Here is a 23,940-nt window from a genome sequence, read left to right as displayed (position 1 = left end):
GCTTATTGTACTGAATAGAGCGTTTCGATCTGCTGAGCGATTTTTTTATCCCAAGTGGCTTGTGCGCCGGCATTCAGGCCATGGCCGGTCTCGCCGTCGTATTGTTCCTGGTCGCGGTTCATTTCCCGGAATGCTTCAAGAAACTGGTACTGGATCTCGCTGTCATAGTCTTCAATGGTTAATTCAGCCTTTCTGAGGCGTTCCTTAAATTTTTCGACAACCAGCCTCGTGATATCGAAATGGAGCTGTTCATGGCGTAATGTACCTGCATTACGCGATTCCGGTCGGCCCCACGACATGCTTTTGACCATGAATATCTTCAACCCGATTTCGACCACCAGATCATCGTCTTTCGGGTAGGAGTGTCCCTCGTACCCGAAACTTGTAAATACCGCCGCGGCATACCGGCTACCGGGTTTGGCACTTCTTACCTTGAAATCGTCCCATACCAACGGCCGTTTGGGCGAGTAAAAAACCGTATCCTCAGACGCCGTATTGTTAATTTCCTTGAATGTAAGGACCAGATTACGTGCCAATGCGGGCGTTTTACCCGCATTGGAGGTCATCCATTTTTGAAAATGGCCCAATGCCTGGTCTACAAGTTGTTTGATCAATTTGTCGTGGGTGAATGCTGTCTCCGGCCGCGTATAGTTAGCTGCCGTTTGATAACCGGTAAGTTCCACCGGTTGCATATCCCGGTACCATCTGAACCGCACGTTCAGGCGAACCTCCCCTGTGACCTTGTTGGGTCCAACACGCTTTTCGCTCACAGAAAGCTCCTTGATCGAAATGTAAAGTGGTAAATAGGTTTGCTCCTTTTTCGGGGCCAGATAAGACCAGTAACTGAACAACTCATTTTCAGCTTTCCCGGGCAGTACTGCGGGAATTTCTTTGCCCAGAGCGATTACCTTACCCAGTGTGGCGCCCGGCTGCGGACGTTGGTCTTCGACATTCTGAATGAAGAATTTATAGGATTTGAAAAGCCCGGAGGGATCTTTGGAAAGGGTAACAACCGACCTGTCCTGCTGCGCGAAAAGCGGGTTGAGGATCATGATCAGGAAAAAAAGAAGCGGAATGCTCTTGGTCATACTTTTCAAACGCGTTGAATCCAGCCGTCATTTCCCTAAGTTTGTACCCTGAATTTGGATTGAAAAGAGAATGACAATACCTACAACGAATTTGCGGCCGGAATTTGATGACATTTATATGGACCTGGCAAAAAATCTTGCCAAGCGTTCGCATTGTATAAAAGCGCAGGTTGGTGCGGTGCTAACGAAGGATACGCGGATTATTTCGATCGGCTATAATGGTCCTCCCGCGGGTACGCACAACTGCGATGAAGAGTTTCCCGGGGTAGGATGCCCTCGCGACGCGAAAGGAAGCTGTTCCCTGGCATTGCACGCCGAGCAAAACGCCATTCTTTTTGCCGTAAAAAACGGCTCAAATATCGAAGGATCAACGCTTTTTGTAACGCTCGCGCCGTGCATCGCCTGCGCAAGGGTAATTTACACGATGAAGATCAAAAAGGTGATTTTCCTGCATTCCTATGCGGCTTATAAAGGCATTGCAGTCGAGGAAGGAGTGGAGTTTTTGCGGCGCTTTGGTGTGGAGGTGGAGCAGTATCAGGGAATGATTGAATGACCGAATGATTGAATGATTGAATAAATTTACGCTAACGCCCTATTCAGTCATTCAATCATTCAGTCATTCAAAATTATTAATGATGATGCACCCCGCCCGTACCGTGCACGTGTCCGTGGTCGAGTTCTTCGCGTGTAGCTGCACGTACGTTTAGGATTTTGCCTGCAAAATGCATTTCCTTGCCTGCGAGCGGGTGGTTGAAGTTCATGATCACCACGTCGTCGTGGATTTCGACGATCTGGCCGTGGAGACGCTCGCCTTCTTCGTTGGTCATCGGGATGATGTTACCTACTTGCAGTAACTCGTTCTGGTCTACTTCGCTGTTCTGGAAAACGGATTTGGGCAGGTCTACCACGGCTTCTTCATCGTATTCTCCGTAACCTTCCTCAGGAGCTACTGTGAATTCGAACGTATCACCGGCCGACAGGCCTTCGATCTTGTTTTCGAAACCTTCCGGAAGTCCGCTGATACCATGGATAAAGTACATCGGGTCGTTTTCAGTGACTACTTCCACCACGTCCGTTTCGCCGTCCGAGTCCGGAATGCTGAGGCTATATGTAAGCGCTACAACGCTATTTTTTTCGACTTTCATTTGCTAGTTTGATTAAAATAATGGTTGTTGTAAAAGAATTGTTCCCCGGAAGAGTATGGGAACAAACGTACGGGAATTTTGTCAAAATGTCATTTAGATGAATTTTTTAGCGCATATTTTGCTGTCTGGGGAAAATGAGGGGGTGATGATGGGCAATTATGTAGGGGATTTCATTAAAGGGCGTTTGAGTGCGGAGAAAACCGCCAGCTGGAATCCCGATTACGTGTTGGGATTGAAACTGCATCGTTTTATCGATTCGTTTACCGACACGCACCCGGATGTGTCGGATGCCAAAGATGTGGCTGCCGTTACCCAGGGAAAACTGGCTGGCATTGTAATGGACATTTACTTCGATTATTTCCTTGCAAAGAACTTCGATCATTACCACAACGAACCCCTCTTTGTATACGCCCACCGGGTATACTCGATTATCGAAAGGAACGAACACCTGATCCCGGAAACGATGGTGCCGATGGTGCGCTCCATGATCCGTCAGGACTGGCTCACAACCTATGCCACGCTGGACGGCATTGATATCACATTTAAGCGGCTTTCGCGCCGTGCCGGGTTTTTAGCGCCTATCTCCACGGCTGTGAGCGACTTGCAGGCAAACGAGGAGTTTTATTACATCAAATTCCTGTCTTTTTTTCCGGAATTACGTCGACAGGCCAGCCAATTTATCGCTGAAAACGCGGCATAAATCGGCGCGGACCGGTAAATTTGGTGTCCGGACCACATCAGGTCCCAATTAGCAAATCCATGGCACAAACACCCGATATTATCCTTAAAGAGCTTAAAAGCAAGAAGTTCAGGCCATTGTATTTCCTGCATGGCGACGAACCCTACTACATTGATTCAATTGCGGAAGAGCTTGAAAACAAGGTGGTTCCGGAATCGGAACGGGGTTTTAACCAGTTTGTACTATACGGGAAGGACACCGATGTGGCGGGCGTGCTCAGCTACGCGAGGCGGTTTCCGTTCATGGCCGAGCGACAGCTGGTGCTGGTGAAAGAAGCACATCGCCTGAACGGCATCGAGCAAAAGGAACAGCAGCAGCGCCTTGAAGACTACGCATTGAACCCTGTGCCGAGCACGGTGCTGGTATTTTGCTACCATGCCAATGCCGATGAGCGTAAATCCTACCTGAAAGCCTGCAATGCCAATGGGGTGGTGGTTCAATCCAAAAAGATGTACGACAACAAACTGCCGGATTGGGTAGCGTCATTTTGCCAGCATGAGGGTGTGAAAATCAGCCCTAAGGCGGTTCAAATGCTGGTCGACAATATTGGTAACGACCTGAAACGCCTTTCAAACGAGATCCGCAAGATCATGGTGAACCTTCGTGTGGATGAAGGCATCGATGCTGCGGCGATCGAAAAGTTTGTTGGGATCAGCAAAGAGTATAATGTTTTTGAATTCCAGAAGGCACTAATGCATCGCGATGTGCTGAAAGCGAATCAGATAGCTGCTTTTTTTGCTTCCAATTCGAAAGATAATCCGTTGGCCCCGGTGCTGATCATCCTGTTTGGCTTTTTCTCCAAATTGCTCCTTACGCATGCTGCACGTGACAAATCGGAGAAAGGGCTTGCTGTGGAGCTCGGGGTGAATCCATACTTTGTCAAAGATTACCTTTTGGCAGCACGTAATTATCCAATGGGTAAAGTCGTGAATATCATCCACTATCTGCGTGAGTGCGACGGACGTTTGAAAGGGCTTGACGGTACCAGTATCCCGGAAGGAGAGCTGCTGAGAGAGCTGGTTTTCAAGATTGCCCATTGATCCGCAAGATTCAGGTTTGCGGCAGGGAATCCGCGCGGTATTTTCATCTATGAATTCACAACAAACGATGCTCATTCCTGTTCCTCCGCTTTTCAGTTTTCAGGAATGCCTGTGGTTTTTGAACCGTAACTACGACGACTGTTTGCACGCGGTAGGCGAGAATGTTGTTCTGAAAGCCATTGCGACGCCGTTCGGCGACGTGCTTTTCCGCGTCAGCGAACACGGAGCGTTTCTGCGGGTGGACGTGCTGGAAGGGAATTCCAGTTCAGATTGTGGCGATTTTATTGCCGCCTATGTCCGTGAATGGTTTGATATGGACCGTGATCTCACTCCGTTTTATCTGCATTTGCAACGGGACAGCCGGTTGGCCTATATGGCGGACGATTTTTCAGGTCTTCGGCTAATGGGTATTTCTGATATGTTCGAAGCGCTTTGCTGGTCCATCATCGGTCAGCAGATCAACCTCACATTCGCGTACAAATTGAAACGGCGCCTGGTGGAGCGTTATGGGCGGCATATCGAATGGGAGAACCAGGTTTTCCATATTTTTCCCGAAGCGGAAGTGCTGGCTAACGCCGAGGTGAATGTATTGAGGGAAATGCAGTTTTCACAAAAAAAGGCGGAATATGTAATCGGTGTGGCCCGTGCATTTGTAGAAGGAACGCTAAGCCGGAGCTTGATTGGCGCCCTGCCGGATTTTGAGGCACGTCAAAAAGCATTGGTGGCCCACAAGGGAATCGGCATCTGGACTGCCAATTATGTGCTGATGAAGTCGTTCCGTGCGCCGGAGGGCATTCCACATGGCGATGTCGGTCTTTTGAATGCACTGGCTGGCCACGGTATCATCGTCGAACGTTCGGAAAAAGATAAAATCGCCGCCTTTTTTCAGGATTATGCAGGGTGGGAAACCTACATTACCTTCTATTTGTGGCGAAGCCTCGCCATGAAGCCGTTAACCTGACTTCCATTTCAAATAGGCCTCGCGCATGCAATGCCCGCAGGGGCGGTACCCGTGCGTGAGCGCGTCCCGCTCGTCTGCGAAGAATACCCGGTTGCTACGTTTCATCCGCTTGCCCGAGCCGCATGATAACAGTCCGTAGATTTTCAGCTTACGGTTTCCGCCAAACATAATTTCGCGGCTGTCGATCATCTGTTTTAGTTTCCGGCTGGTTGCGAAGCTTTCCGGCCCTATTTCTTTGTGGCTTTTCATTAGTTCAATGCATCATGGAAAATTATGCCCAGCGTGTACCGCTGGCCGTCATGCACCTCGCTGACACCGTGTTTCATATTGACGCGGTAGTAACCTTTGCTGCCTTTCACAGGCCTGAAATTGGTCGTGAAGAGCAACGCATCCCCTTTCCGAGGTTTCAAAACGATGGCTTTGGACTGTGCACGGGGGATTTGTTCGGTCATCACAAACTCGCCACCGGTATAATCCTGGTCCGGCTCATTGAGAAACAGTACCATTTGAATAGGGAAGAAAAGCTCGCCGTAGAGGTCCTGGTGAAGGGTATTGTGGCCGCCCTGGCCATATTTCAGGATTAACACTGTCGGTTTTACTTGCCCCTGGGCGCGGCAGAGTTCCTGAAAATCTTCAAAATCAGCGGGATAGGGACGCCCGGTTTTCAATACCTCCATCCATTGATTAGCTACCGGAACCAGTTTGGGGAATATGCTTTCCCGAAGCCGCTGGATAATGGGCGGCAGTGGATAAGAGAAGTATTTGTATTCGCCCAGGCCAAAGCGATAGCGTTCCATGACGATCGTCTTGCGGTAATGCGCCGGATCGCCATATTGCGCGATCAGCTCGTCGCATTCGTCAGTATTCAGTACCTGGGTAAGTTGCGCGTAGCCGCGCTGGTGGAGGTTTTCGCGAACGGAGGGCCAGTCGAGGTTTTCGATGTTGATCATTGCAAGGGATATTTTGATTTATTTAAACCAAAATTACCCTGCCAAAAAGCCAATAGAAACCCGATTCTTGCGTAGATGAATGATTGAATGAGTGAATGAGTGAATGATTGAATGAGTGAGTGAATAAATAGTCATGTTTTGTCAGATGTTGTCAACTATTGCTTTAATTATTTTATCAAACAACTCCTGACCACTAATGACCACCTGACTAATTTCATTCACTCATTCAGTCATTCACTCATTCGGTCATTCACTCATTCAAATTTCACGCCGACAACACCTGTTCATCCTTCCGTTCCCCAATCTGCTGGCGCCACATGGCGTAATAGAGGCCTTTTTCTTCCAGCAATGCATGGTGACTGCCGGTTTCGACGATGCGGCCTTTTTCGAGCACATAAATGCGGTCGGCGTACATGATGGTCGACAGGCGGTGGGCGATCATGACGGTAATGTGCTGGCGCTGATCGGTAATGTCGCGGATCGTGTTCGAAATCTCTTCTTCCGTAAGCGAATCCAGCGCAGAAGTAGCTTCGTCGAAAATAATCAGGTGCGGGTTACGCAGGAGCGCACGGGCGATCGAGAGGCGCTGGCGCTCACCGCCTGATAATTTCAATCCGCCTTCGCCGATTACCGTGTCGATACCATTCTCTGCGCGCGCGAGCAGGTTATAGCAGGCGGCTTTCATTAACACGTCGTTGATCATCTCATCGGTTGCTTCCGGATTTACGAAAAGCAGGTTTTCCTTGATCGTACCGGAGAAAAGTTGTGTGTCCTGTGTCACAAAGCCGATTTTGTGCCGTATCTCGTCAAAGTCAATCTCTTTGCCATTCACACCATTATAAAGTACATGGCCTTCGATGGGCTGATAAAGGCCGACGAGTAGCTTCACCAAAGTGGTTTTGCCGGAACCCGACGGACCGACGAATGCAATGGTTTCGCCTCGCTTCACTCCAAATGAAATGTCCTCCAATGCCGGGCGTTTCGCCGTTTGGTGCTGGAACTTCACATGATCGAACTGCAATTCCTTAATGTCGGTAATGCTCTCAGGGTTAGCAGGTTTGTGCTCTACCGGGCGAGCCAGCAACGTTTGCAGGTTGTTCAGCGATGCTTCGGCTTCGCGGTAGGAGAGAATTACATTACCCAATTCCTGCAACGGCCCGAAGATGAAGAAGGAATAAAACTGCATCATCATCATCTGCCCTACGGTAATCTTATCCCGGAACACGAAAAACAGCAACGCGAACATCACGCATTGTTGTAGAAAGTTGACGAACGTTCCCTGGATGAAACTTACCGAACGGATGCTTTTGACTTTTTTCAGTTCGAGTTTCAGGATTTTGTACGTGGTGGTATTGAGCCGGCCGATTTCCTGTTGGGTCAAACCAAGGCTTTTCACCAGCTCGATATTGCGCAGCGACTCGGTGGTGGAGCCGGCCAATGCGGTGGTTTCCTTGACGATGTTTTTTTGGATCGTTTTGATTTTTCGGCTCAAAACACTCGTCAGGAACGCCAGAATGATCGAACCGATGAGGTAGATCAGCGGCAGCCACGGACTAAGCCTGAATGCGACGATTACCACGAAGACGATCCCAACTGATGTAAAAAACAGAACATTTACGAAGTTCAGGATGAACTTCTCGCAATCGGCGCGGACTTTCAAAAGCACCGAGAGCGTTTCGCCGGAGCGTTGGTCTTCGAAGTCCTGGAAAGGAAGTCTTAATGCATGGCGCAGGCCGTCCGTATACAGTGCTGCGCCAAATTTCTGGATCACGACATTCACCAGGTAGTCCTGGAATGCCTTAGCAATGCGCGATACCATCGCTACGCCGATAATCATGAGCAAGCCCATTAATACCCCCTTGAAGAACTCGTTGTCAAGTCCTTTGGTACGAAACTCGACGGCCTTGTTGGCGTATGGGTCGATGAGGTAGTTACCGAGGATGTAAGGGTTGAGAAGGGAGAAGGTTTGGTTGATGGCGGCCATGAGCAAGGCCAGGAAAATGAGTCCCTTGTACCTGCTCAGGTATTGGAATAATAATTTCATACAGTTCTGACGTGATTCGGTGGTGTTACCAATTACTGTAAACCCAAACGCGCTGATTTTAATTCTCGGAGAACGCGCAAAATGTGCGGAAATAAAAAAGACATCCGGGAGGGATGTCTTTTACAATGTAGCGGGGAGCAGGATCGAACTGCCGACCTTAGGGTTATGAATCCTACGCTCTAACCATCTGAGCTACCCCGCCGTCGTAATTGTGGTGCAAAAGTATGTTAAAGAATATTACGATGCAACCCATTTGCCCATTTTTCACGTAAATTTCGCATATTTTTGAAACAACAAATTTAAATTTGCACGCTTTTATTGTCGATTTATGTTATATTACAACTTTTAAATCAGCACATAAGGGTAAGCACTAACGAGGCTGTCCTTTAATTTCAGCACATATGGAAAAATATAAATTTGTTAAAGAATTTGAATTGCGATCCTCCCCAAAAGTTCTCTTTCCATATATTTCCACGCCCTCGGGCCTTGAACAATGGTTCGCCGAGAGAGTTACTGTGCTGCCCGACCACCGCTTCGATTTCCAATGGGACGGCGACAGCCACATAGCCCGGCAAACAGGATTGAGAATTAATAAAGCAGTGCGTTTCGATTTTGAGGATACCAGCGAAGATAATCTGGACAACAACCATCTGGAACTAAAATTAGAAGTAAGCGAGTTAACCCAGACAACCTTTTTGCGGATCATCGACTACTCGTCGAACAAGGATAAGGACGAGCTGACTTCGTTGTGGGAGGGATTTATTGATAATTTAAGAGAAATAGTAGGTAGTTGATGAAAAAGCTGGACAAGCTTATTTTAACGTCCTTTTGGGGACCTTTTGTGATTACAATGTCGGTCGTGGTGTTCGTCTTCCTGATGCGGATCATGATCTTTTATATAGATGACTTCGTGTCGAAGGATCTGAATGTCACGGACTATGCACAACTATTCTTCTTTTTCAGCCTCATTACGGTGCCTACGGCGTTGCCGCTGGCGATGCTGCTCTCCTCGCTGATGGCATTTGGTAACCTGGGCGAATTCTTCGAATTGACTGCCATTAAAAGCGCGGGTATCTCCGTCGTGCGGGCCATGCTGCCCATGTTCATCGTCGCGATCGGCATCAGCGTTTTCTCCTTCTTTTTCAACGACCGTGTTTCGCCCTGGGCTAATCTGAAAGGGTACAGTCTACTGTATGATATCAAGACAACCAAGGCTACCTTGAAGATCAAGGAAGGCATTTTTTATAATGACCTGCCGGGTTACAGTATCAAGGTGGATGAAAAAATGGAGAATGGCAAGATGATCGGCATGGTGATCTACAAGCACAACAGCCGGTCGTATGAGCTGGGGAACACGGAGATTATCCTTGCGGACTCAGGCAGGATGTATGCCATTAATGAGAACCGTTACCTGGTGATTGAATTGTACAACGGTACGCGGTATACCGATGAGCAGGGTTCCGGCAGTTCGCGGCCGGTGTATATATCTACGCCAGCGGGAGCGCAGACGCCCTACACCAATTTCAACCGCCAATCGTTCAGGCATTACCGCCTTACGGAAAGTCTTGCGTCGTTTGGTATGAAGCGTACGGACGAGGGGCAGTTTAAATACCACGAGTTTATGAAGAACATCAATGACCTGACGGCGACGGCGGATTCATTGCGCAATTCATACCAGGAGACCAAGAAGAACCTCGTTGCAGGGAGCCAGCAATATTATTCCTACAATTACCGGGAGGGCACCGATAAAACGATCAAACCCGGGAAATGGATTGACTCGCTGCTGACGAAGCCGGTCTCGGATAGTTTGAAGAAGGATATTCTGATGAATACCAAGGCGGCGTCGAATGGCATGCTGAGCTACATCAAGTCGCAGCAGGACTATTTGCAAATGAAATTGAAAGACGCCAGCAAATACGAACTTGAACGGCATCACAAGTACACCCAGGCGCTTTCCTGCCTGATCATGTTCCTGATCGGTGCGCCGCTGGGGGCCATTATCAAGAAGGGCGGATTCGGGGTGCCGGTGCTGGTTTCGATACTTTTCTTTATCCTGTTGTATGTATTGACCAACCAGGGCGATAAATGGGTGAAGGAAGGGCTGGTAGCGGTTCCGGTAGGAGCGTGGATGGCGAATACAATCCTGCTATCGGCCGGGATTTACTTTATCGATCGCGCACGGAGCGACTCACGCCTGTTCGATAAGGACGTTTACCAGATGTTCTTCAAAAGAATTAAGTCGAAATGGGCAAGTAGATTTGGGAAAAGGGAGCTTATCACTGATATTTAATTTAAATTATTTTAAAAACCGGTTTAAAAAGCCTACTTTTGCAACCTTATTTGCGGCAAGGTGCCGTAATTACTACATATCACTTTAATCTGTTGTTACAATCATGTATTTAACCGCGGAAAAGAAGAGCGAGATCTTCGAATCGAAAGGTTTTAAAAAGGAGAGCGGTGACACCGGCTCTGCTGAATCACAAATTGCTTTATTTACGTACCGTATCAATTATCTGAACGAGCACCTCAAAACGCACAAGAAAGATAATGATACACGTCTGGGCCTCCTCAAAATGGTAGGAAAGCGCAGAAGATTGTTGGATTATCTTTACAAAAAAGACATCAATCGCTACCGTGCGATCATCGCCGAATTGAACATACGTAAGTAATTTTAAAATCAGGGAACTTGACATATGTGAAAGTTCCCTGATTTTTTGCGGAAAAAACAAGAACTTACCGGGACGTCAGGAAGGCGTTTCACAGCTACAAAAATCAAATATTCTATGCTCTTTAATATAGTTACCAAGACTATAACCTTACCGGACGGCAGGGAAATCACAATTGAAACAGGAAAATTAGCCAAACAAGCCGACGGATCGGTAGTAGTAAGACTGGGTAACACCATGTTGCTGGCTACGGTTGTTGCTAACAAGGATATTAAGGAAGGTCTCGACTTTCTTCCGTTATCAGTTGATTATCAGGAAAAATTCGCTTCTGCCGGACGTATTCCCGGAAGCTTCCAGCGCCGCGAGGGCAAGCTGTCCGACCACGAGGTACTGATCAGCCGCCTGGTTGACCGCGTATTGCGCCCCTTGTTCCCGGACGACTACCACGCAGAAGTACAGGTAAACATTCTTTTGATCTCTGCCGACGCAGAAGCATTGCCTGACGCACTCGCTGCATTGGCGGCATCTGCTGCATTGGCGGCATCGGATATTCCTTTCGGCGGACCGGTTTCAGAAGTTCGCGTTGCGAAAATCAATGGCGAATATGTGATTAACCCGGGCGTTACCGCATTGCAGGATGCCACCCTCGATCTGATGGTAGGCGCGACGTATAATGATATCGCGATGGTGGAAGGCGAGATGAGCGAAGTTTCCGAAGAGGAAGTGATCGAAGCACTGAAAGTCGCACACGCAGCTATTAAAGACCAATGCGTTGCTTTGAAAGAGTTTGAAGCGGCTGTTGGTAAAACTGAAAAAAGAGAATACGTAGGTGATCCTGCGGACGAAGCGCTTGAAGCACGCGTTCGTGCGTTCGCTTATCCTAAAATATACGCTGTTGCACAGCAAGGTTCTACCAACAAAAACGTCAGAAAAGACGGTTTCAAAGCTGTTTGGGAAGAATTCAAAACCACTATCACCGAGGAAGAGGCAGCGGAATTCAACGAAGGCCTTGCGAAACGCTATTTCAACGACCTCGTTTGGGAAGGCTCACGTCGTTTGGTATTGGATGAAAGAATCCGTCTCGACGGCCGCAAACTCGATCAGGTAAGACCGATCGCTTCCGAAGTGGACTACCTGCCGAATGCACACGGTTCTGCATTATTCACGCGTGGTGAAACACAATCATTGACCACCGTAACGCTGGGTACCAAACAGGACGAGCAGATCGTTGATACCCCATTGAAATATGGTTACAGCAAATTCCTTTTGCATTATAACTTCCCGGGTTTCTCAACCGGCGAAGTGAAGCCTAACCGCGGTCCCGGCCGTCGAGAAGTAGGCCACGGTAACCTCGCATTGCGCGCATTGAAAAAAGTGCTTCCTCCCGAGGCTGACAATCCTTACACCATCCGTATCGTTTCCGATATCCTCGAATCGAATGGTTCGTCGTCTATGGCAACCGTCTGCGCCGGATCACTTGCATTGATGGACTCAGGTCTGAAAATCAAAGCGCCGGTATCGGGTATCGCCATGGGACTTATCTCGGACGAGGCAACCGGCAAATACGCGGTGCTTTCCGATATCCTCGGCGATGAAGATCACCTGGGTGATATGGACTTCAAAGTAACCGGAACTTCAGAAGGTATCACTGCCTGCCAGATGGACATGAAAGTAAATGGTCTTTCGTTCGAAGTGCTAACAGAAGCATTGATGCAAGCCAAAGCGGGCCGTCTGCATATCCTCGGTGAAATGAATAAAACCATCACCGAAAGCCGTCCTGACCTGAAACCGCATACACCACGTGCGATCGTGATCAAAATCGATCGTGAGATGATCGGTGCGGTGATCGGACCAGGCGGAAAAGTGGTTCAGGACATTCAAAAAGAGTCAGGCGCAACGATTTCTATCGAAGAGAAAGATGGCGCAGGCTTTGTAAGTATATTCTCTGCCGATAAGTCTTCCATGGATAAGGCAGTTGCACGGGTTAAAGGCATCATTCTGGTCCCTGAAATCGGTGAAATCTATACCGGTAAAGTTAAGTCGATCATGCCTTTCGGAGCGTTCGTAGAATTCCTCCCGGGCAAAGACGGTTTGTTGCACATTTCCGAGATCAAGTGGGAGCGTCTCGAAAAAATGGACGGCGTTCTGGAAGTAGGAGAAGAAGTGCAGGTGAAGCTCGTCGAAATCGACAAGAAAACCGGCAAATACCGCCTTTCACGCAAAGTATTGTTACCAAAGCCTGAGAACAAAAAAGAATAATTAAGTGTTCTTCTAGGCAGGAACGGTAAAAACGTCGTTATATAACATACTTAATAAAGACATAGATGAGACAGCTAAAGATCAGTAAGCAAATTACCAACCGTGAAAGTCAATCGTTAGACAAGTATTTGCAGGAGATCGGTAAGGTGGATTTGCTAACGCCGGATGAGGAGGTGACGTTAGCTCAGAAAATCAGGGACGGGGATCAGCTTGCTTTGGAACGTTTGACCAAAGCGAACCTTCGTTTCGTGGTGTCCGTTGCAAAGCAATATCAAAATCAAGGCTTGTCGTTGGGTGACCTGATCAACGAGGGTAACCTCGGTCTGATCAAGGCAGCACAGCGTTTTGACGAAACAAGGGGTTTTAAATTCATTTCATACGCGGTTTGGTGGATTCGCCAGTCGATCCTGCAAGCGTTGGCGGAGCAATCACGTATCGTACGTTTACCCCTCAACCGTGTAGGTTCACTGAACAAAATTTCGAAAACTTTCTCCGAGCTGGAACAGCGTTTCGAACGCGAACCATCGCCTGAGGAGTTGGCGGAAGTCCTGGAAATCTCTTCTTCCGAAGTAGTGGATACCATGAAAATCTCCGGTCGTCACGTTTCTATGGATGCGCCATTCGTACAAGGCGAAGAAAACAGCCTTTTGGACGTTCTGGAAAATGACCTGGAAGACAAACCGGACTCGGGACTGGTGAACGAATCGCTCCGCAAGGAAGTACAGCGCGCATTGTGCACGCTTACCCAGCGCGAAGCGGACGTAATCGCCCTGTATTTCGGTCTGAATGGTGAGCATGCGATGACCTTGGAAGAGATCGGGGAGAAGTTTAACCTTACCCGTGAGCGCGTGCGTCAGATCAAGGAAAAAGCGATCCGCAGATTGCGCCACGTTTCCAGAAGCAAAGCTTTGAAAACCTATTTGGGTTAATGCATATTTCAATGCAAACCTTCTAATTACTTTAATAGCCTCTTTCGGGAGGCTATTTTCATTTTCAGACAAGGAAGTTTTTCATGGCTATTTTACAACCTTTGATCGACATGGCCGAGATCTGCTACCGGCAGGGCATTCGGCATGTGGTTATTTCACCCGGCTCGCGCAGCGCCGCGCTAACGCTCGCATTTGCGCGGCACGGCGGCTTTCAGGCGCACGTGTGTATAGACGAGCGCTCGGCCGGGTTCATTGCCCTCGGAATGGCCCAGCAAATCGATTCTCCCGTGGTTTTGATATGCACATCGGGCAGTGCGGCCTACAACTTCGCTCCGGCCGTTTCTGAGGCATTTTTTCAGCAAATTCCGTTGCTTGTTCTTACGGCCGACCGACCTAAGGAATGGCAGCATCAATACGACGGTCAAACAATCTATCAGACGGGCATTTTTGGGCCGCATGTAAAGCGTTCTTTCGAAATTTCACCGGACTACCAGCATCCGGATGTGCAATGGGCAATCAACCGGGTTACGAACGAGGCGATTAATTTGACGTCGGTTGTGCCGAATGGGCCTGTGCATATTAATGTGCCGATCCGCGAGCCGTTTTACCCGTCTGGCACTGAGGATTTCAATGCTTCGGGCGCAGTCAGGATCGTCAAAAAGCAGGAAAGCGAAGTGGTATGGCCGCAGGCGGTCTGGGAAGAATTGCTAGATGAGTGGGAAGATGCTTCCAAAATCCTGATAGCAGGGGGCCAGGGCAAACCTGACGAGGCGTTGAACGCGGTCCTGGGACGCATTATGGAAGAATGGCAGATCCCGGTATTGGGCGACTGCTTGGCCAACCTGTCGGGAAAGGAAGTCATACGCCATCACGACCTGTTCCTGGGGACAAAGGAAGCCGAAAATCTTCGGCCCGATTTGCTGATTACATTCGGAATGTCGTTCCTTTCGAAGGAGTTCAAGCAATTTATTCGTAAAAATCCCCCCAAATACCATTGGAACATCAGCAGGGATGCTTTTCTGGCCGATCCTTTTCAGTCGGTAACAAGGGACATTTCCGGAAATGCTGCTTCACTATTTGAAAAGTTATTCGAAAAGCTTGATTATCAGTCCTTCGTGGAGAATTCTGACCTAGGCCATGACACCTCGTTTCACAGTTTGTGGCTGCAAATTGAACGAAATGCCCGGCAAAGGAAGCACGAAACACTTAAAAATCTATCAACGTTCAGTGATTTAACCTTGTTAGATTCAATATTTAGGTATGTAGATAGTCAATATCAGTTACATGTAGCCAACAGTATGTCCGTTCGGTATGCCAATGTACTGGCGACAGAAAATGAATGGACGGGTGTGTATGCGAACCGTGGAACGAGCGGGATCGATGGCTGTGTAAGCACCGCGATCGGAGCAGCCAGGGTGAACGGAAAACCGACCCTGCTGATCACAGGCGATGTCGCTTTCCTCTATGACCGGAACGGCCTTTTGATCGACAATCTACCGCAGAATCTGAAAATTATGGTGCTGAATAATGCAGGAGGAAATATATTCCGGATGATCGATGGCCCGGGAAGTTTGCCGGAACTGGAAACTTTCTTTGAAACCCGGCACTCGTTTTCAGCGCGGCGGACCTGCGAGGATTCGGGGATTGCCTATTTTCGGGTTTCCGGCCATGGAGAGGCGGAAAGTATTGTGAAGGAATTTCTGAATTTCGACGGGATCGCCTTGCTGGAAGGCTTCACCGATCCCGTCGAAAATACAAAGGCCTGGAAAGCGCTCAAACGTGCCGCGTATTAGCGGCAATATTTGGCGGCCTCGGCCGTCGCCAGGGAGTCTTTCAGCACGACTCCCTGCTTCCATATTTTACACGCCTCTGAGGTGTTTTTTTGTGCAAAGTAAGCCTGTCCGGCCAATCCGTAGAGCAATTCCACAGGCTCGGCGATTTCGATGGCCTTATTGAAGGCGCTCAGCGCTTCGGAAATGTTTCCCTTCTGCTGATAGTAGATCCCCAGGTTTCGCAGCGCATAGCCGTTTTTGGGCAGCTTGTCCAGCGATTTTTCGATCAAGGTGCGGGCCTCTTCTCCCTTTCGCGTTTGCAGTAATGCATAGGCCTTATTATTGAGTGAATACGGTTCGGCGGGATCACGGCTCAAAACCTGATCGAAGTATCCGATAGCTTGCGGCCACTGCTTGTTTTTTGAGGCAATGAGTCCTAGGTTATTCAATGCCTGGGGTTGCGCGGGGTCGAGTGCCACGGCGGTTTCAAAATCCAATTTGGCCTCTGCGTACGAACCCATTCTGTAATAGACGGCACCGCGGTTTACATAAGCTTCCACGTTTGTTTTGCTTAGTCGTAGCGCCGCATCATACTCCGGAATGGCGAGCGACGGGTTGCCTTCTGCGTCGAGCAAATTGCCTTTCACTAAATGGAAGCGGGTAGAGTCCTGATATTGTTTTTCAATTTGAAGCAGATCCTCCCGCGCTTCCTTCAAGCGGCCCAGATAGAGCGCAGATTCCGACCGCACGAGATTTGCCTGTGTCAATGTAGGGTCGATGCGGATCGCCTCTGTCAAAACCTCGTAGGCATCTTCAACCCGGCCCAATTTCAACAAAGTTATCCCCTTGTTGAGATAGGCGTCTGAAAAATCTGCATTTTTGGCAATCGCTTCGTCGTACAGCCGCAATGCTTCGGCATAGTTCTTTTGACCGAGAGCCTGATTGCCTTTCAGGAAAAAATCGGCCGCATCTTTGTTGCTCTGGCTCGTGCAGTTTAGTAATATTAGTACTAAAAAAAGTAGCTGAATTAATGTATTGAATTTGAATAACATATAATTAGTAATAGTAAGAACACCAGTTATGAGGTACATCAAGGACATCCCTAACCCTCGCTACAAAATCGGTCTTTACCAATGGAACAGCAAGTACATTATTAAGATTGAATCGGGAATGTATGAGCAAACTTACAAAATCGATGATTACGAAGTGACGTCTACGGACGAACTGGAAGCCTGTATGGACGATGCATTCACGCGGGCCATAGCCGACCGCTTCGATGCCATGCACGCCGATTTCAACGACACGCTAATACGCCATAATGTGCTTTTTTAGGCCTGGCAGCGTATTTCCGACGCGCGCACGTATACGGTTTTAAAACGCTTTTCGTTAGATAGCAAACTATTTTAAGCGGTAAGTGAGGACCAAAATATTCTTTTGTCAGGATATGGCAGACCACAACAACTTAATTCAAAACTCCACCAACTCAGTATCTATGGTTTTTAAACGCAGCGCCTCCACCATCGGCATGTTTGTATGTGTAGGCGCGTCTTCCGTAGTAGCCCAGAATACGCTTAGTATTACGGAGCCGGAAGCACACTTTCGCAACGGCCTCGAATATTATGCGAAGTCCAATTACGTGGCTGCAAGGCAGGAATTCGGCGAGTTCCTGAATTCGCAGGATAAGTTGCTCAGCACGAGCGATTACAATAAGGTTACGGCTGAATATTATGTGGCCGTTACTGGCCTTTATCTCAATTATCCTGAGGCCGAAGTGCAGGTCGACCGATTTGTCAAGAACCATGCTGAACACCCCAAAGCACAGCTTATTTACAGCGATCTGGGGAAGTATTATTATGAGAGCGGCAACTATGAAAAGGCCATTACGTACCTCGAAAAGGCGGTAAATCTGCCGGGGGCAGGGGCGGGGAGGTTAGAAAGCACCTACCGGCTTGCCATGTCCTATTATAATACCAAACAGCCCGACCTGGCTCTGCCGTTGTTCAACCAGGTAAAAACCGAGGTGGGGTTCGAGAATGCCGGTGATGCATCATTCTACGCCGGCGTGATCAATTACCAGAAAAATAACTTCGAGGAAGCCTACCAGGATTTCAAGCGGATCGAGGAGCATCCCTATTACAAGAATGAGGCGCCTAACTGGATCATTTCCTCGCTTTATCAGCTTAAAAAGTTTGATGAGCTCCTTGCCTATGGCGAACGCATTCTCGGCGCGCAGCGGGGCAATACCAAATTGGACGATGTCGCTTTGTATGTCGCGGAAGTTTATTACGAGAAGGGAGATTATGCTAATGCGGTAAAAGCTTACGAGCGCTACAAGCGTATGAGACCGGGCGCTATACCTCCGACAGTTGCTTTGCACTACGGTCACGCGCAGTTCCGTAACAATAACTTTGAAGGAGCAATTACCTCATTGAAGCCAATCGGAAATGGCAAAGACTCTGTTTCGCAATACGCCTCATATATAATGGGAATCAGCAACTTAAAGACTACTAATTTAAGCAATGCTTTAACGTCGTTTGGTAATGCAGCAGCGTTGGACTTCAATCAGGTAGTGAAGGAAGAAGCGACCTATAACCATGCAAAAGTGCAGCTGGAACTCGGCAATAATACCGATGCCGTGAAGGAGCTGGATAATTACATGGCTAAATACCCCGAAAGTAAGCATACCGAAGAAGCGACGGAATTAGTGGCAGAAGGATATGCCAGCGCGAGCAACAGTTCGGCTGCGATAAAATACATTGAGGGGCTGAAAACGCGCAATGCTAAAATAAATAGTACCTATCAGAGGCTGACTTACAACCAGGGCGTGACGGATTTCAATGCCGGTCGTTATGATGCGGCGATAGAAATGTTCGAGAAGTCGCTGAAATTCCCGATTGATGTGGAGCTGTATAATTCGGCGTCGTTCTACAAGGCGGAGTCCGTGTATGGCTTGAAACGTGTGGATGAAGCGGCCACATTGTATAATCAGATTGCTAAGAACCCGAAAGCAGGTATTTATGCCAAAAAGAGCTTGTACGCTTTGGGATACATTTATTATAACCAGAAAAAATACAGCCAGGCATTGCCTTATTTCCGCGATTTTACCAACAACATCGAGGGAATGGAGGCCGATATGATCGAGGACGCTCACGCAAGGTTGGCCGACTGTTACCTGGCCGCCAAGAATTACAACGAAGCGATCCGCACTTATGAGCAGGTAGCAGCGAAAGGTAAGGTCGATAAGGATTACGCATTGTTCCAGAAGGCCCGCGCATATGTGTACATGAACCGCGAGGCAGAAGCGAAACGCCAGTTCGAGTTGCTGATCAGCCAATACCCGCAGTCGAAACATTTGGACAATGCCTATTTCCAGCTGGCAGACATCGATTTCCAGAACCAGAGCTATTCGGCAGCGGTGAAGGGCTTTACGCGCATGATCAACGAAAAGCCTAAGAGCACGCTTATACCGGCCGCATTGTTGCGCAGGGCGCAGTCGTATTACAATTTGCAGGTGTACGAGCAGGCGATCGTCGATTTCCGCAAGATCCTCACCGAGTATTCGGATTCACCGGCAGCGGAAAGCGCGCTGGAGGGGATCCAGGAAAGCTATTCGGCTGTGGGACGTCCGGAAGAGTTTAACCAGGTGCTGGGCGTTGTACGTAAAAACAACCCGGGCAATGAGAAACTCGAAGGCGTTGAATTCGATAATGTGCGGAACCTGTATTATGCGGAGAAGTACGAGAATGCGATTACAGCATTGCAGGCGTTTCTGCAGAGTTATCCGGCCAGCAAATACCAGTATGATGCGACTTACTTTATTGCTTCATCTTACGACAAGACTAACCGCGTGAACGAAGCACTTCAATATTACAGTAAAGTGGTTCAACAAAACCGCTCGCAGTTCGTAGGTGCAGCCGCGCAACGCTCCGCTGAATTGGAAATCGGTCGTGGTAACTTCAATAATGCGGTGACAAGCTTCCGCGTGCTCTCGCGCAACGCCGAAAACAAGAAGGACCAGGCCACCGCATGGACGGGGCTCATGGACACCTATTTCACGTTGAAAAGCTACGACTCGACGCTGTACTATGCCAAAGAGATCATCAATATGGGAAATATCGTTCCGGCCAGCCTCGGCAAGGCGCACCTGTATCTCGGTAAAGTACCTTACGAGAAAGGCGATTTGAAGAAGGCCGGTGAAGAGTTTAAAAAGATTTCGGCTTCGTCCAAGGATGAATTCGGTGCAGAAGCGGCTTACTGGTCGGCGATGGTTCTTTACAAAGAGAAGAAATACAAGGAAGCGGAAACTGCCATCATCGAAATGGGGAAAAACTTCGAGGGATATGACTTCTGGCGCGCACGCTCGTTCATTCTGCTTGCGGACGTCTACGTGGGTATGAACGAGAAAGTTCAGGCGAAGGCGACGCTCAACTCCATTATCGAGAATTCCGATGACAAGGAGGCGGTTGAAATGGCCAAGGAGAAGTTGAACAAAATTGAAAAGTAACCCGTGAATTACGGTTTCATTAAACAGAAAAACCCGTTACCATGACGCATTCCAAGATATTACGTTCCTCCCTGTTTTTGCTGGCGTTGGGCTTCTCTACCCAGTTCGCGGTCGCGCAAAAAGGAGAGATTGAAAGTCAGACATACGAAATCTTAAAGGACAAAAGCATAGAATTTGCCCCGGCCGACCGGGTTTTCGATAAAGTGCAGCCGGTGAAGGGCGAGACCGGGAAAAAGAAGGTGTCTTACCAGATCATTGACCCTGAGATTAACATTGCTTCCCCGAAACTGACCCCGGCAGTAGCCGCTTCGTCGGACGAACAGGGCCGCAAGGACGAGCCCGATGTGCTGAACAATTATGTGAAGGCCGGCGGCGGTAACTACGGCCGTTTCCTGGGCGAGCTGTTTGTCGGAGGAAGACCCAAGGAAGACCTCGCTTATACCGTGCAGCTGAAACATCTTTCGGCAGCCAACGGGCCGGTGGATGGTAAAAATTCCGCTAATGCAGCCACTGGTTTTAAGACTGGCGGAAAGTATATCCGCGAGAAGTACAAAGTCGATGCAGGCTTCAATTTTGACCGCAAAAACTATTACTTCTATGGCTACAAGCCGCAGCCGGAAGGTGTAGTGGTGGACCGTGATACAATCCGGCAGACGCTCAACCAGTTTGGATTTAACCTGGGATTTGAGAACACCGACGCTTCGGTGCTGGTGGATTACTCCGTGAAGACCAGCCTGAACAGCCTGAAAGACCGCTATAATGCATCAGAAATTGACTGGGGGACTAACCTCACTGCCTCGGTACCGATTTCGGAAACGTTCTTCGCATTACTGGAAGCCGACGCGTATGTGTCGCAACGCGTCGATTACTTTACTTACAACCGTAACCTGTTCCGTGTTAAACCTACGTTCAAGTATGTGAACGACATGTTCTCGGTTTCGGCAGGTATTAACGCTGTTAACGAGACGGATAGCCAGTTGGACATCAATCGGACGAAGGCATTTCCTGCCGTCAATCTGGATGTAACACCTATTTCGGGTGTGCACATTTTTGCGGGCTGGAATGGCGATATCGTACGAAATACGCTGAGAAGCATGCTGAGCGAAAACCAATGGCTGGGGCCGAACGTACTTGTGATGAATACCGAGAAGACTTCGGATATCAGTGCGGGTGTCAAAGGAGAGACCGGTACCGGCATTAACTACGAAGGCAAAGTGGCCTACACTTCCTATCGGAATTTCTACTCGTACAACAACTCGCTCTCGGATACTTCGCGGTTCTCGGCAATTTTCGATCCGGGTAAGACCAAGGTGCTGACGATTTCCGCACAGGCAGGCTATAATTTCAATGAGCTGTTTAAAACCTCGTTAAAAGCCAATTTCTTCGATTACGCCGTAGATAAGGTGGAGGAACCATGGCACCGCCCCGATCTTACTTTGAACTGGTTCAATGCCCTTACCATCAGCAAAAAACTCTTTGTAACGGCAGATTTTTACATGCTGAGAGGGTTGAAAGCGAAAAATTTTCAGACCGGGGAAGTGACCAAACTTCCGGTAATCGCGGATCTGAATCTTAAAATCGACTACCTGTTAACCAGGAACTTCTCTGCTTTTGTGAACCTGAATAACGTGTTGGGTAAACGTTACCAGCGGTATCAGTACTACCCACAGCAGGGCCTGAACTTTATTGCGGGATTGTCTTTTTCTTTTTAACTTCGCTGAGTTAACACCAAACTTTGCTTCATGATAGCAGTCGAAACAGTCATCCGGAAACTCATAGGAGAATACGAATTCGTGATCATTCCCGGCTTCGGTGCCTTGCTCTCGCATCAGGTACCCGCGGTTTATGACGGTAATTCGGGTATTTTCGCACCGCCTGTCAAAAGACTCGCGTTTAATGAGTATCTGAAACTGGATGATGGCTTGCTCGCAAACTACATTTCGCGTCATGAGAAAGTGACGCATGCGGATGCGGTGGAGTATATCAAGGGTTATACCGATCGCCTGAGATCAGGCCTTGACATCAACGGTGAAGCCAGCATAGCAGGCATTGGCGAGTTCAAGCAGAATGTGGAAGGCAAGCTGGTGTTCGAACCTAACACTGGTAAGTACTTTAAAGACGAGTGGTACGGCTTCGAGAAGATCAAAGCGGTTGTTGCGCAGGCCCGTCCGGTAGCGGCGTTGAACTCGGCGCAATACGTAAGCGACGATGTTGAAGTAGTTGAACTGGAAACCGAGGCACGGCCACGTCGCTGGACAGGCTGGGCGGCCGCTGCCGTAATTGCAGGTTTGCTTTGCGGGTTGAGCTTTTTTCTGGTTAACACAGAGAATGAATATATCAAAAGTACATTGAACCCATTCGCGGAGATGTTCAGCCGCAAAGAAGACGCTGAAACGACCGTAGTGAAGACCGAGGAAGTTCAGGCACCTAAGCCGGCACCGGTAACCGAAGCGGTTGTGGCGAAAGTGGACTCGATGCCAGTGGATTCAGCACCCGCCATCGCAACCGAGTCAGCTACTACCGTACCGACTACGTTACCGGCTGTGGCAAAACCTGCGGAAGTGGCATCGGCCAAGTTTTACGTGATAGCCGGCGCATTCAAGGGCACTAAACAAGCCAATGTTTTGCTCGCCCAACTGACAGAAAAAGGATTTACAAAAGCATTGATCATTCCAGGAGACGAACGTAGCAAAAAAGTGAAAGTCGCCATCGATGGGTTTGACAATGAAACGGATGCCTACCGCGCTTCCAACGAATTGAAAAAAGTAATTGGCGAAGCCGGTTGGGTTTTCAAGAAAAAATAGGGTTTTAAACCTGGAAATACAGAAAGGAGGTCATTGGCCTCCTTTTTTGTTGCATACGTTTTTTACTACTTTTACGTTTTCCGAAAGAAAACCCATTTTTTGATAAATGATCACATTACAGGCAGAAGACCGGCAGCGAATCGCAATATCATGGGCGTGGTCCTTTGGGATTACCGCTGCCATGCTGGGCATATTCTTTTTCATCCGGCTTAGCTCGTCACTCCCGAAAGTCGAACCCATGGAGTTGTTCGTGGAGGTGAACTATGGTACCAGCAAGGTGGGAAAAGGGGACGTTCAGACCTATAATAAACCCAACGACAGCAAGGTCAGGGAGAATATGAAGGCGGACGCTGAGGAAGTCAAAAAAGTGAAATCGATTGCTACACCGAAACCAACGCCTCCGACGCCCCCAAAAATAGAGTCGCCAAAGCCTACAAAAACGGTCGCTGAGAAGCCCGCGATCACTTCGAAGGTGGAGAGCCCGGTAGAAGCACCGGAGAAGACTGACGTGAAAAAATCGACGGGTAGCGAAAACGCCTCGGCACCGGTGACCAAACCGGCTCCGGAAAAAGCGGTTAATAAGGATGCTTTGTTCAGCAAATCTTCCGGTAGCAAATCGGGAAGTAACGGCACCAATGGCACCAAAACCGGCATTGGCGGTAACAATAACGGCGACGATGCGGAAGGCGTAGGCGATAAAGGATCGAAAACCGGCAGCCTTTTTGCCAAAACCTACAAAGGTGAAGGCGGCGGGGGCGGTACGAATGTTGGCCTTAACCTGTCAGGATGGAGCTGGTCCAGAAGACCGGTTGTGGACGATAATTCGGATGCTACGGGCGACATTACATTCAAAATTACGGTTGATCGCAACGGCCGCGTCAAAAGCGTGATTACCCAGGCCACAACTGTTACGGATTATGCGGTAGTGAATAAATATAAAAGCGCCGTCAGAGACCTCACTTTCGTGCCAAAATCAGCCAACGTACCCGACGAATCGATCGGTACCATCACTTTTAAAATACGTTCACGTTAATACTTA

At 48.6% G+C, this 23,940-nt stretch carries 21 protein-coding genes and 1 tRNA gene; 15 read left to right on the top strand and 7 right to left on the bottom strand.

Annotated features, from left to right (window positions below; genetic code table 11):
• Positions 1 to 2 precede the first annotated feature (2 nt).
• Entirely contained in the window at positions 3 to 1,088 is a 1,086-nt protein-coding gene (locus J7619_RS08350; RefSeq protein WP_291196885.1) for a hypothetical protein, read from the bottom strand.
• Between the two features lie 70 nt (positions 1,089 to 1,158).
• Between J7619_RS08350 and J7619_RS08345 the strand changes: the two genes are divergently transcribed.
• On the top strand, positions 1,159 to 1,641 hold the full coding sequence (locus tag J7619_RS08345) for a dCMP deaminase family protein (RefSeq protein WP_291196884.1): 483 nt from the start codon (positions 1,159 to 1,161) through the stop codon (positions 1,639 to 1,641).
• A gap of 76 nt (positions 1,642 to 1,717) precedes the next feature.
• On the opposite strand, the gene J7619_RS08340 is transcribed toward J7619_RS08345, so the two are convergent.
• A complete protein-coding gene (locus tag J7619_RS08340; RefSeq protein ID WP_291196883.1) occupies positions 1,718 to 2,233 on the bottom strand; it encodes a peptidylprolyl isomerase in 516 nt (171 codons plus the stop codon).
• 97 nt (positions 2,234 to 2,330) lie between these two features.
• Here J7619_RS08340 and J7619_RS08335 point away from each other — a divergent pair, with 97 nt between their 5' ends.
• Genes J7619_RS08335 through J7619_RS08325 form a run of 3 tightly spaced genes read left to right on the top strand, consistent with a single transcriptional unit; the run spans position 2,331 to position 4,973 of the window.
• The gene (locus tag J7619_RS08335) at positions 2,331 to 2,933 is read left to right on the top strand and encodes an acyl carrier protein phosphodiesterase (protein ID WP_291196881.1); all 603 of its coding nucleotides are present in this window, start codon (positions 2,331 to 2,333) and stop codon (positions 2,931 to 2,933) included.
• Positions 2,934 to 2,992: 59 nt separating this feature from the next.
• Entirely contained in the window at positions 2,993 to 4,012 is a 1,020-nt protein-coding gene (gene holA, locus J7619_RS08330) for a DNA polymerase III subunit delta (protein ID WP_291196878.1), read from the top strand.
• Positions 4,013 to 4,061: 49 nt separating this feature from the next.
• Entirely contained in the window at positions 4,062 to 4,973 is a 912-nt protein-coding gene (locus J7619_RS08325; RefSeq protein ID WP_291196874.1) for a DNA-3-methyladenine glycosylase, read from the top strand.
• On the opposite strand, the gene J7619_RS08320 is transcribed toward J7619_RS08325, so the two are convergent.
• The 4 genes from J7619_RS08320 to J7619_RS08305 form a co-directional block, all read right to left on the bottom strand.
• Positions 4,965 to 5,222 (bottom strand): Ada metal-binding domain-containing protein, encoded by a 258-nt coding sequence (locus J7619_RS08320; RefSeq protein ID WP_291196871.1) that lies wholly within the window; start codon positions 5,220 to 5,222, stop codon positions 4,965 to 4,967. The genes J7619_RS08325 and J7619_RS08320 overlap by 9 nt on opposite strands.
• The gene (locus tag J7619_RS08315; RefSeq protein WP_291196868.1) at positions 5,222 to 5,923 is read right to left on the bottom strand and encodes a 2OG-Fe(II) oxygenase; all 702 of its coding nucleotides are present in this window, start codon (positions 5,921 to 5,923) and stop codon (positions 5,222 to 5,224) included. The genes J7619_RS08320 and J7619_RS08315 overlap by 1 nt, the downstream gene beginning before the upstream one ends.
• Positions 5,924 to 6,188: 265 nt before the next feature.
• Positions 6,189 to 7,967 carry an ABC transporter ATP-binding protein gene (locus tag J7619_RS08310; protein ID WP_291196865.1) on the bottom strand — a complete coding sequence of 593 codons (1,779 nt, stop codon included), beginning with the start codon at positions 7,965 to 7,967 and terminating at the stop codon, positions 6,189 to 6,191.
• 128 nt (positions 7,968 to 8,095) lie between these two features.
• Positions 8,096 to 8,169 (bottom strand) — tRNA-Met (locus J7619_RS08305).
• Positions 8,170 to 8,368: 199 nt separating this feature from the next.
• Between J7619_RS08305 and J7619_RS08300 the strand changes: the two genes are divergently transcribed.
• The 6 genes from J7619_RS08300 to menD all read left to right on the top strand — a co-directional run bounded on the left by J7619_RS08300 (position 8,369) and on the right by menD (position 15,614).
• A complete protein-coding gene (locus tag J7619_RS08300) occupies positions 8,369 to 8,761 on the top strand; it encodes an START-like domain-containing protein (RefSeq protein ID WP_291196862.1) in 393 nt (130 codons plus the stop codon).
• Positions 8,761 to 10,257, top strand: a complete 1,497-nt coding sequence (locus tag J7619_RS08295; RefSeq protein ID WP_291196859.1) for an LptF/LptG family permease — start codon at positions 8,761 to 8,763, stop codon at positions 10,255 to 10,257. The genes J7619_RS08300 and J7619_RS08295 overlap by 1 nt, the downstream gene beginning before the upstream one ends.
• A 103-nt stretch (positions 10,258 to 10,360) precedes the next feature.
• The gene (rpsO, locus tag J7619_RS08290; protein WP_031527901.1) at positions 10,361 to 10,636 is read left to right on the top strand and encodes a 30S ribosomal protein S15; all 276 of its coding nucleotides are present in this window, start codon (positions 10,361 to 10,363) and stop codon (positions 10,634 to 10,636) included.
• Positions 10,637 to 10,750: 114 nt separating this feature from the next.
• On the top strand, positions 10,751 to 12,892 hold the full coding sequence (gene pnp / locus J7619_RS08285) for a polyribonucleotide nucleotidyltransferase (protein WP_291196856.1): 2,142 nt from the start codon (positions 10,751 to 10,753) through the stop codon (positions 12,890 to 12,892).
• A 65-nt stretch (positions 12,893 to 12,957) separates the two neighbouring features.
• Positions 12,958 to 13,821 carry an RNA polymerase sigma factor RpoD/SigA gene (locus J7619_RS08280; RefSeq protein ID WP_015810559.1) on the top strand — a complete coding sequence of 288 codons (864 nt, stop codon included), beginning with the start codon at positions 12,958 to 12,960 and terminating at the stop codon, positions 13,819 to 13,821.
• An 83-nt stretch (positions 13,822 to 13,904) separates the two neighbouring features.
• Positions 13,905 to 15,614: a 2-succinyl-5-enolpyruvyl-6-hydroxy-3-cyclohexene-1-carboxylic-acid synthase gene (gene menD, locus J7619_RS08275; RefSeq protein ID WP_291196853.1), complete on the top strand. Its 1,710-nt coding sequence runs from the start codon at positions 13,905 to 13,907 to the stop codon at positions 15,612 to 15,614.
• On the opposite strand, the gene J7619_RS08270 is transcribed toward menD, so the two are convergent.
• Positions 15,611 to 16,645 carry a lipopolysaccharide assembly protein LapB gene (locus J7619_RS08270; RefSeq protein ID WP_291196850.1) on the bottom strand — a complete coding sequence of 345 codons (1,035 nt, stop codon included), beginning with the start codon at positions 16,643 to 16,645 and terminating at the stop codon, positions 15,611 to 15,613. The two genes, menD and J7619_RS08270, sit on opposite strands and share 4 nt — an antisense overlap.
• A 28-nt stretch (positions 16,646 to 16,673) precedes the next feature.
• On the opposite strand from J7619_RS08270, the gene J7619_RS08265 reads away from it, so the two are divergent.
• From J7619_RS08265 to J7619_RS08245, 5 genes are all read left to right on the top strand, one after another.
• Entirely contained in the window at positions 16,674 to 16,925 is a 252-nt protein-coding gene (locus tag J7619_RS08265) for a hypothetical protein (RefSeq protein WP_291196847.1), read from the top strand.
• A 160-nt stretch (positions 16,926 to 17,085) separates the two neighbouring features.
• On the top strand, positions 17,086 to 20,097 hold the full coding sequence (locus tag J7619_RS08260; RefSeq protein ID WP_291196844.1) for a tetratricopeptide repeat protein: 3,012 nt from the start codon (positions 17,086 to 17,088) through the stop codon (positions 20,095 to 20,097).
• A 41-nt stretch (positions 20,098 to 20,138) separates the two neighbouring features.
• Positions 20,139 to 21,809 carry a TonB-dependent receptor gene (locus J7619_RS08255; RefSeq protein WP_291196840.1) on the top strand — a complete coding sequence of 557 codons (1,671 nt, stop codon included), beginning with the start codon at positions 20,139 to 20,141 and terminating at the stop codon, positions 21,807 to 21,809.
• 30 nt (positions 21,810 to 21,839) lie between these two features.
• A complete protein-coding gene (locus J7619_RS08250; RefSeq protein WP_291196838.1) occupies positions 21,840 to 22,901 on the top strand; it encodes an SPOR domain-containing protein in 1,062 nt (353 codons plus the stop codon).
• 106 nt (positions 22,902 to 23,007) lie between these two features.
• Positions 23,008 to 23,934, top strand: a complete 927-nt coding sequence (locus J7619_RS08245; RefSeq protein ID WP_291196836.1) for a hypothetical protein — start codon at positions 23,008 to 23,010, stop codon at positions 23,932 to 23,934.
• Positions 23,935 to 23,940 lie beyond the last annotated feature (6 nt).

Origin of the sequence: Dyadobacter sp. (genome assembly GCF_017744695.1) — a bacterium.
GTDB lineage: Bacteria > Bacteroidota > Bacteroidia > Cytophagales > Spirosomataceae > Dyadobacter.
This window is presented reverse-complemented; position numbering and strand designations above follow the sequence as displayed.

What these genes read in the sequence shown, in the direction of transcription:
- J7619_RS08260 (WP_291196844.1), top strand. Translation starts at nt 17,086, where the DNA reads ATGGTTTTTAAACGCAGCGCCTCCACCATCGGCATGTTTGTATGTGTA.
- J7619_RS08310 (WP_291196865.1), bottom strand. Translation starts at nt 7,967, where the DNA reads ATGAAATTATTATTCCAATACCTGAGCAGGTACAAGGGACTCATTTTC.
- J7619_RS08245 (WP_291196836.1), top strand. Translation starts at nt 23,008, where the DNA reads ATGATCACATTACAGGCAGAAGACCGGCAGCGAATCGCAATATCATGG.
- J7619_RS08320 (WP_291196871.1), bottom strand. Translation starts at nt 5,222, where the DNA reads ATGAAAAGCCACAAAGAAATAGGGCCGGAAAGCTTCGCAACCAGCCGG.
- rpsO (WP_031527901.1), top strand. Translation starts at nt 10,361, where the DNA reads ATGTATTTAACCGCGGAAAAGAAGAGCGAGATCTTCGAATCGAAAGGT.
- holA (WP_291196878.1), top strand. Translation starts at nt 2,993, where the DNA reads ATGGCACAAACACCCGATATTATCCTTAAAGAGCTTAAAAGCAAGAAG.
- J7619_RS08280 (WP_015810559.1), top strand. Translation starts at nt 12,958, where the DNA reads ATGAGACAGCTAAAGATCAGTAAGCAAATTACCAACCGTGAAAGTCAA.
- J7619_RS08255 (WP_291196840.1), top strand. Translation starts at nt 20,139, where the DNA reads ATGACGCATTCCAAGATATTACGTTCCTCCCTGTTTTTGCTGGCGTTG.
- J7619_RS08340 (WP_291196883.1), bottom strand. Translation starts at nt 2,233, where the DNA reads ATGAAAGTCGAAAAAAATAGCGTTGTAGCGCTTACATATAGCCTCAGC.
- J7619_RS08300 (WP_291196862.1), top strand. Translation starts at nt 8,369, where the DNA reads ATGGAAAAATATAAATTTGTTAAAGAATTTGAATTGCGATCCTCCCCA.
- J7619_RS08315 (WP_291196868.1), bottom strand. Translation starts at nt 5,923, where the DNA reads ATGATCAACATCGAAAACCTCGACTGGCCCTCCGTTCGCGAAAACCTC.
- J7619_RS08250 (WP_291196838.1), top strand. Translation starts at nt 21,840, where the DNA reads ATGATAGCAGTCGAAACAGTCATCCGGAAACTCATAGGAGAATACGAA.
- menD (WP_291196853.1), top strand. Translation starts at nt 13,905, where the DNA reads ATGGCTATTTTACAACCTTTGATCGACATGGCCGAGATCTGCTACCGG.
- J7619_RS08265 (WP_291196847.1), top strand. Translation starts at nt 16,674, where the DNA reads ATGAGGTACATCAAGGACATCCCTAACCCTCGCTACAAAATCGGTCTT.
- J7619_RS08350 (WP_291196885.1), bottom strand. Translation starts at nt 1,088, where the DNA reads ATGACCAAGAGCATTCCGCTTCTTTTTTTCCTGATCATGATCCTCAAC.
- J7619_RS08295 (WP_291196859.1), top strand. Translation starts at nt 8,761, where the DNA reads ATGAAAAAGCTGGACAAGCTTATTTTAACGTCCTTTTGGGGACCTTTT.
- pnp (WP_291196856.1), top strand. Translation starts at nt 10,751, where the DNA reads ATGCTCTTTAATATAGTTACCAAGACTATAACCTTACCGGACGGCAGG.
- J7619_RS08270 (WP_291196850.1), bottom strand. Translation starts at nt 16,645, where the DNA reads ATGTTATTCAAATTCAATACATTAATTCAGCTACTTTTTTTAGTACTA.
- J7619_RS08335 (WP_291196881.1), top strand. Translation starts at nt 2,331, where the DNA reads ATGAATTTTTTAGCGCATATTTTGCTGTCTGGGGAAAATGAGGGGGTG.
- J7619_RS08345 (WP_291196884.1), top strand. Translation starts at nt 1,159, where the DNA reads ATGACAATACCTACAACGAATTTGCGGCCGGAATTTGATGACATTTAT.
- J7619_RS08325 (WP_291196874.1), top strand. Translation starts at nt 4,062, where the DNA reads ATGAATTCACAACAAACGATGCTCATTCCTGTTCCTCCGCTTTTCAGT.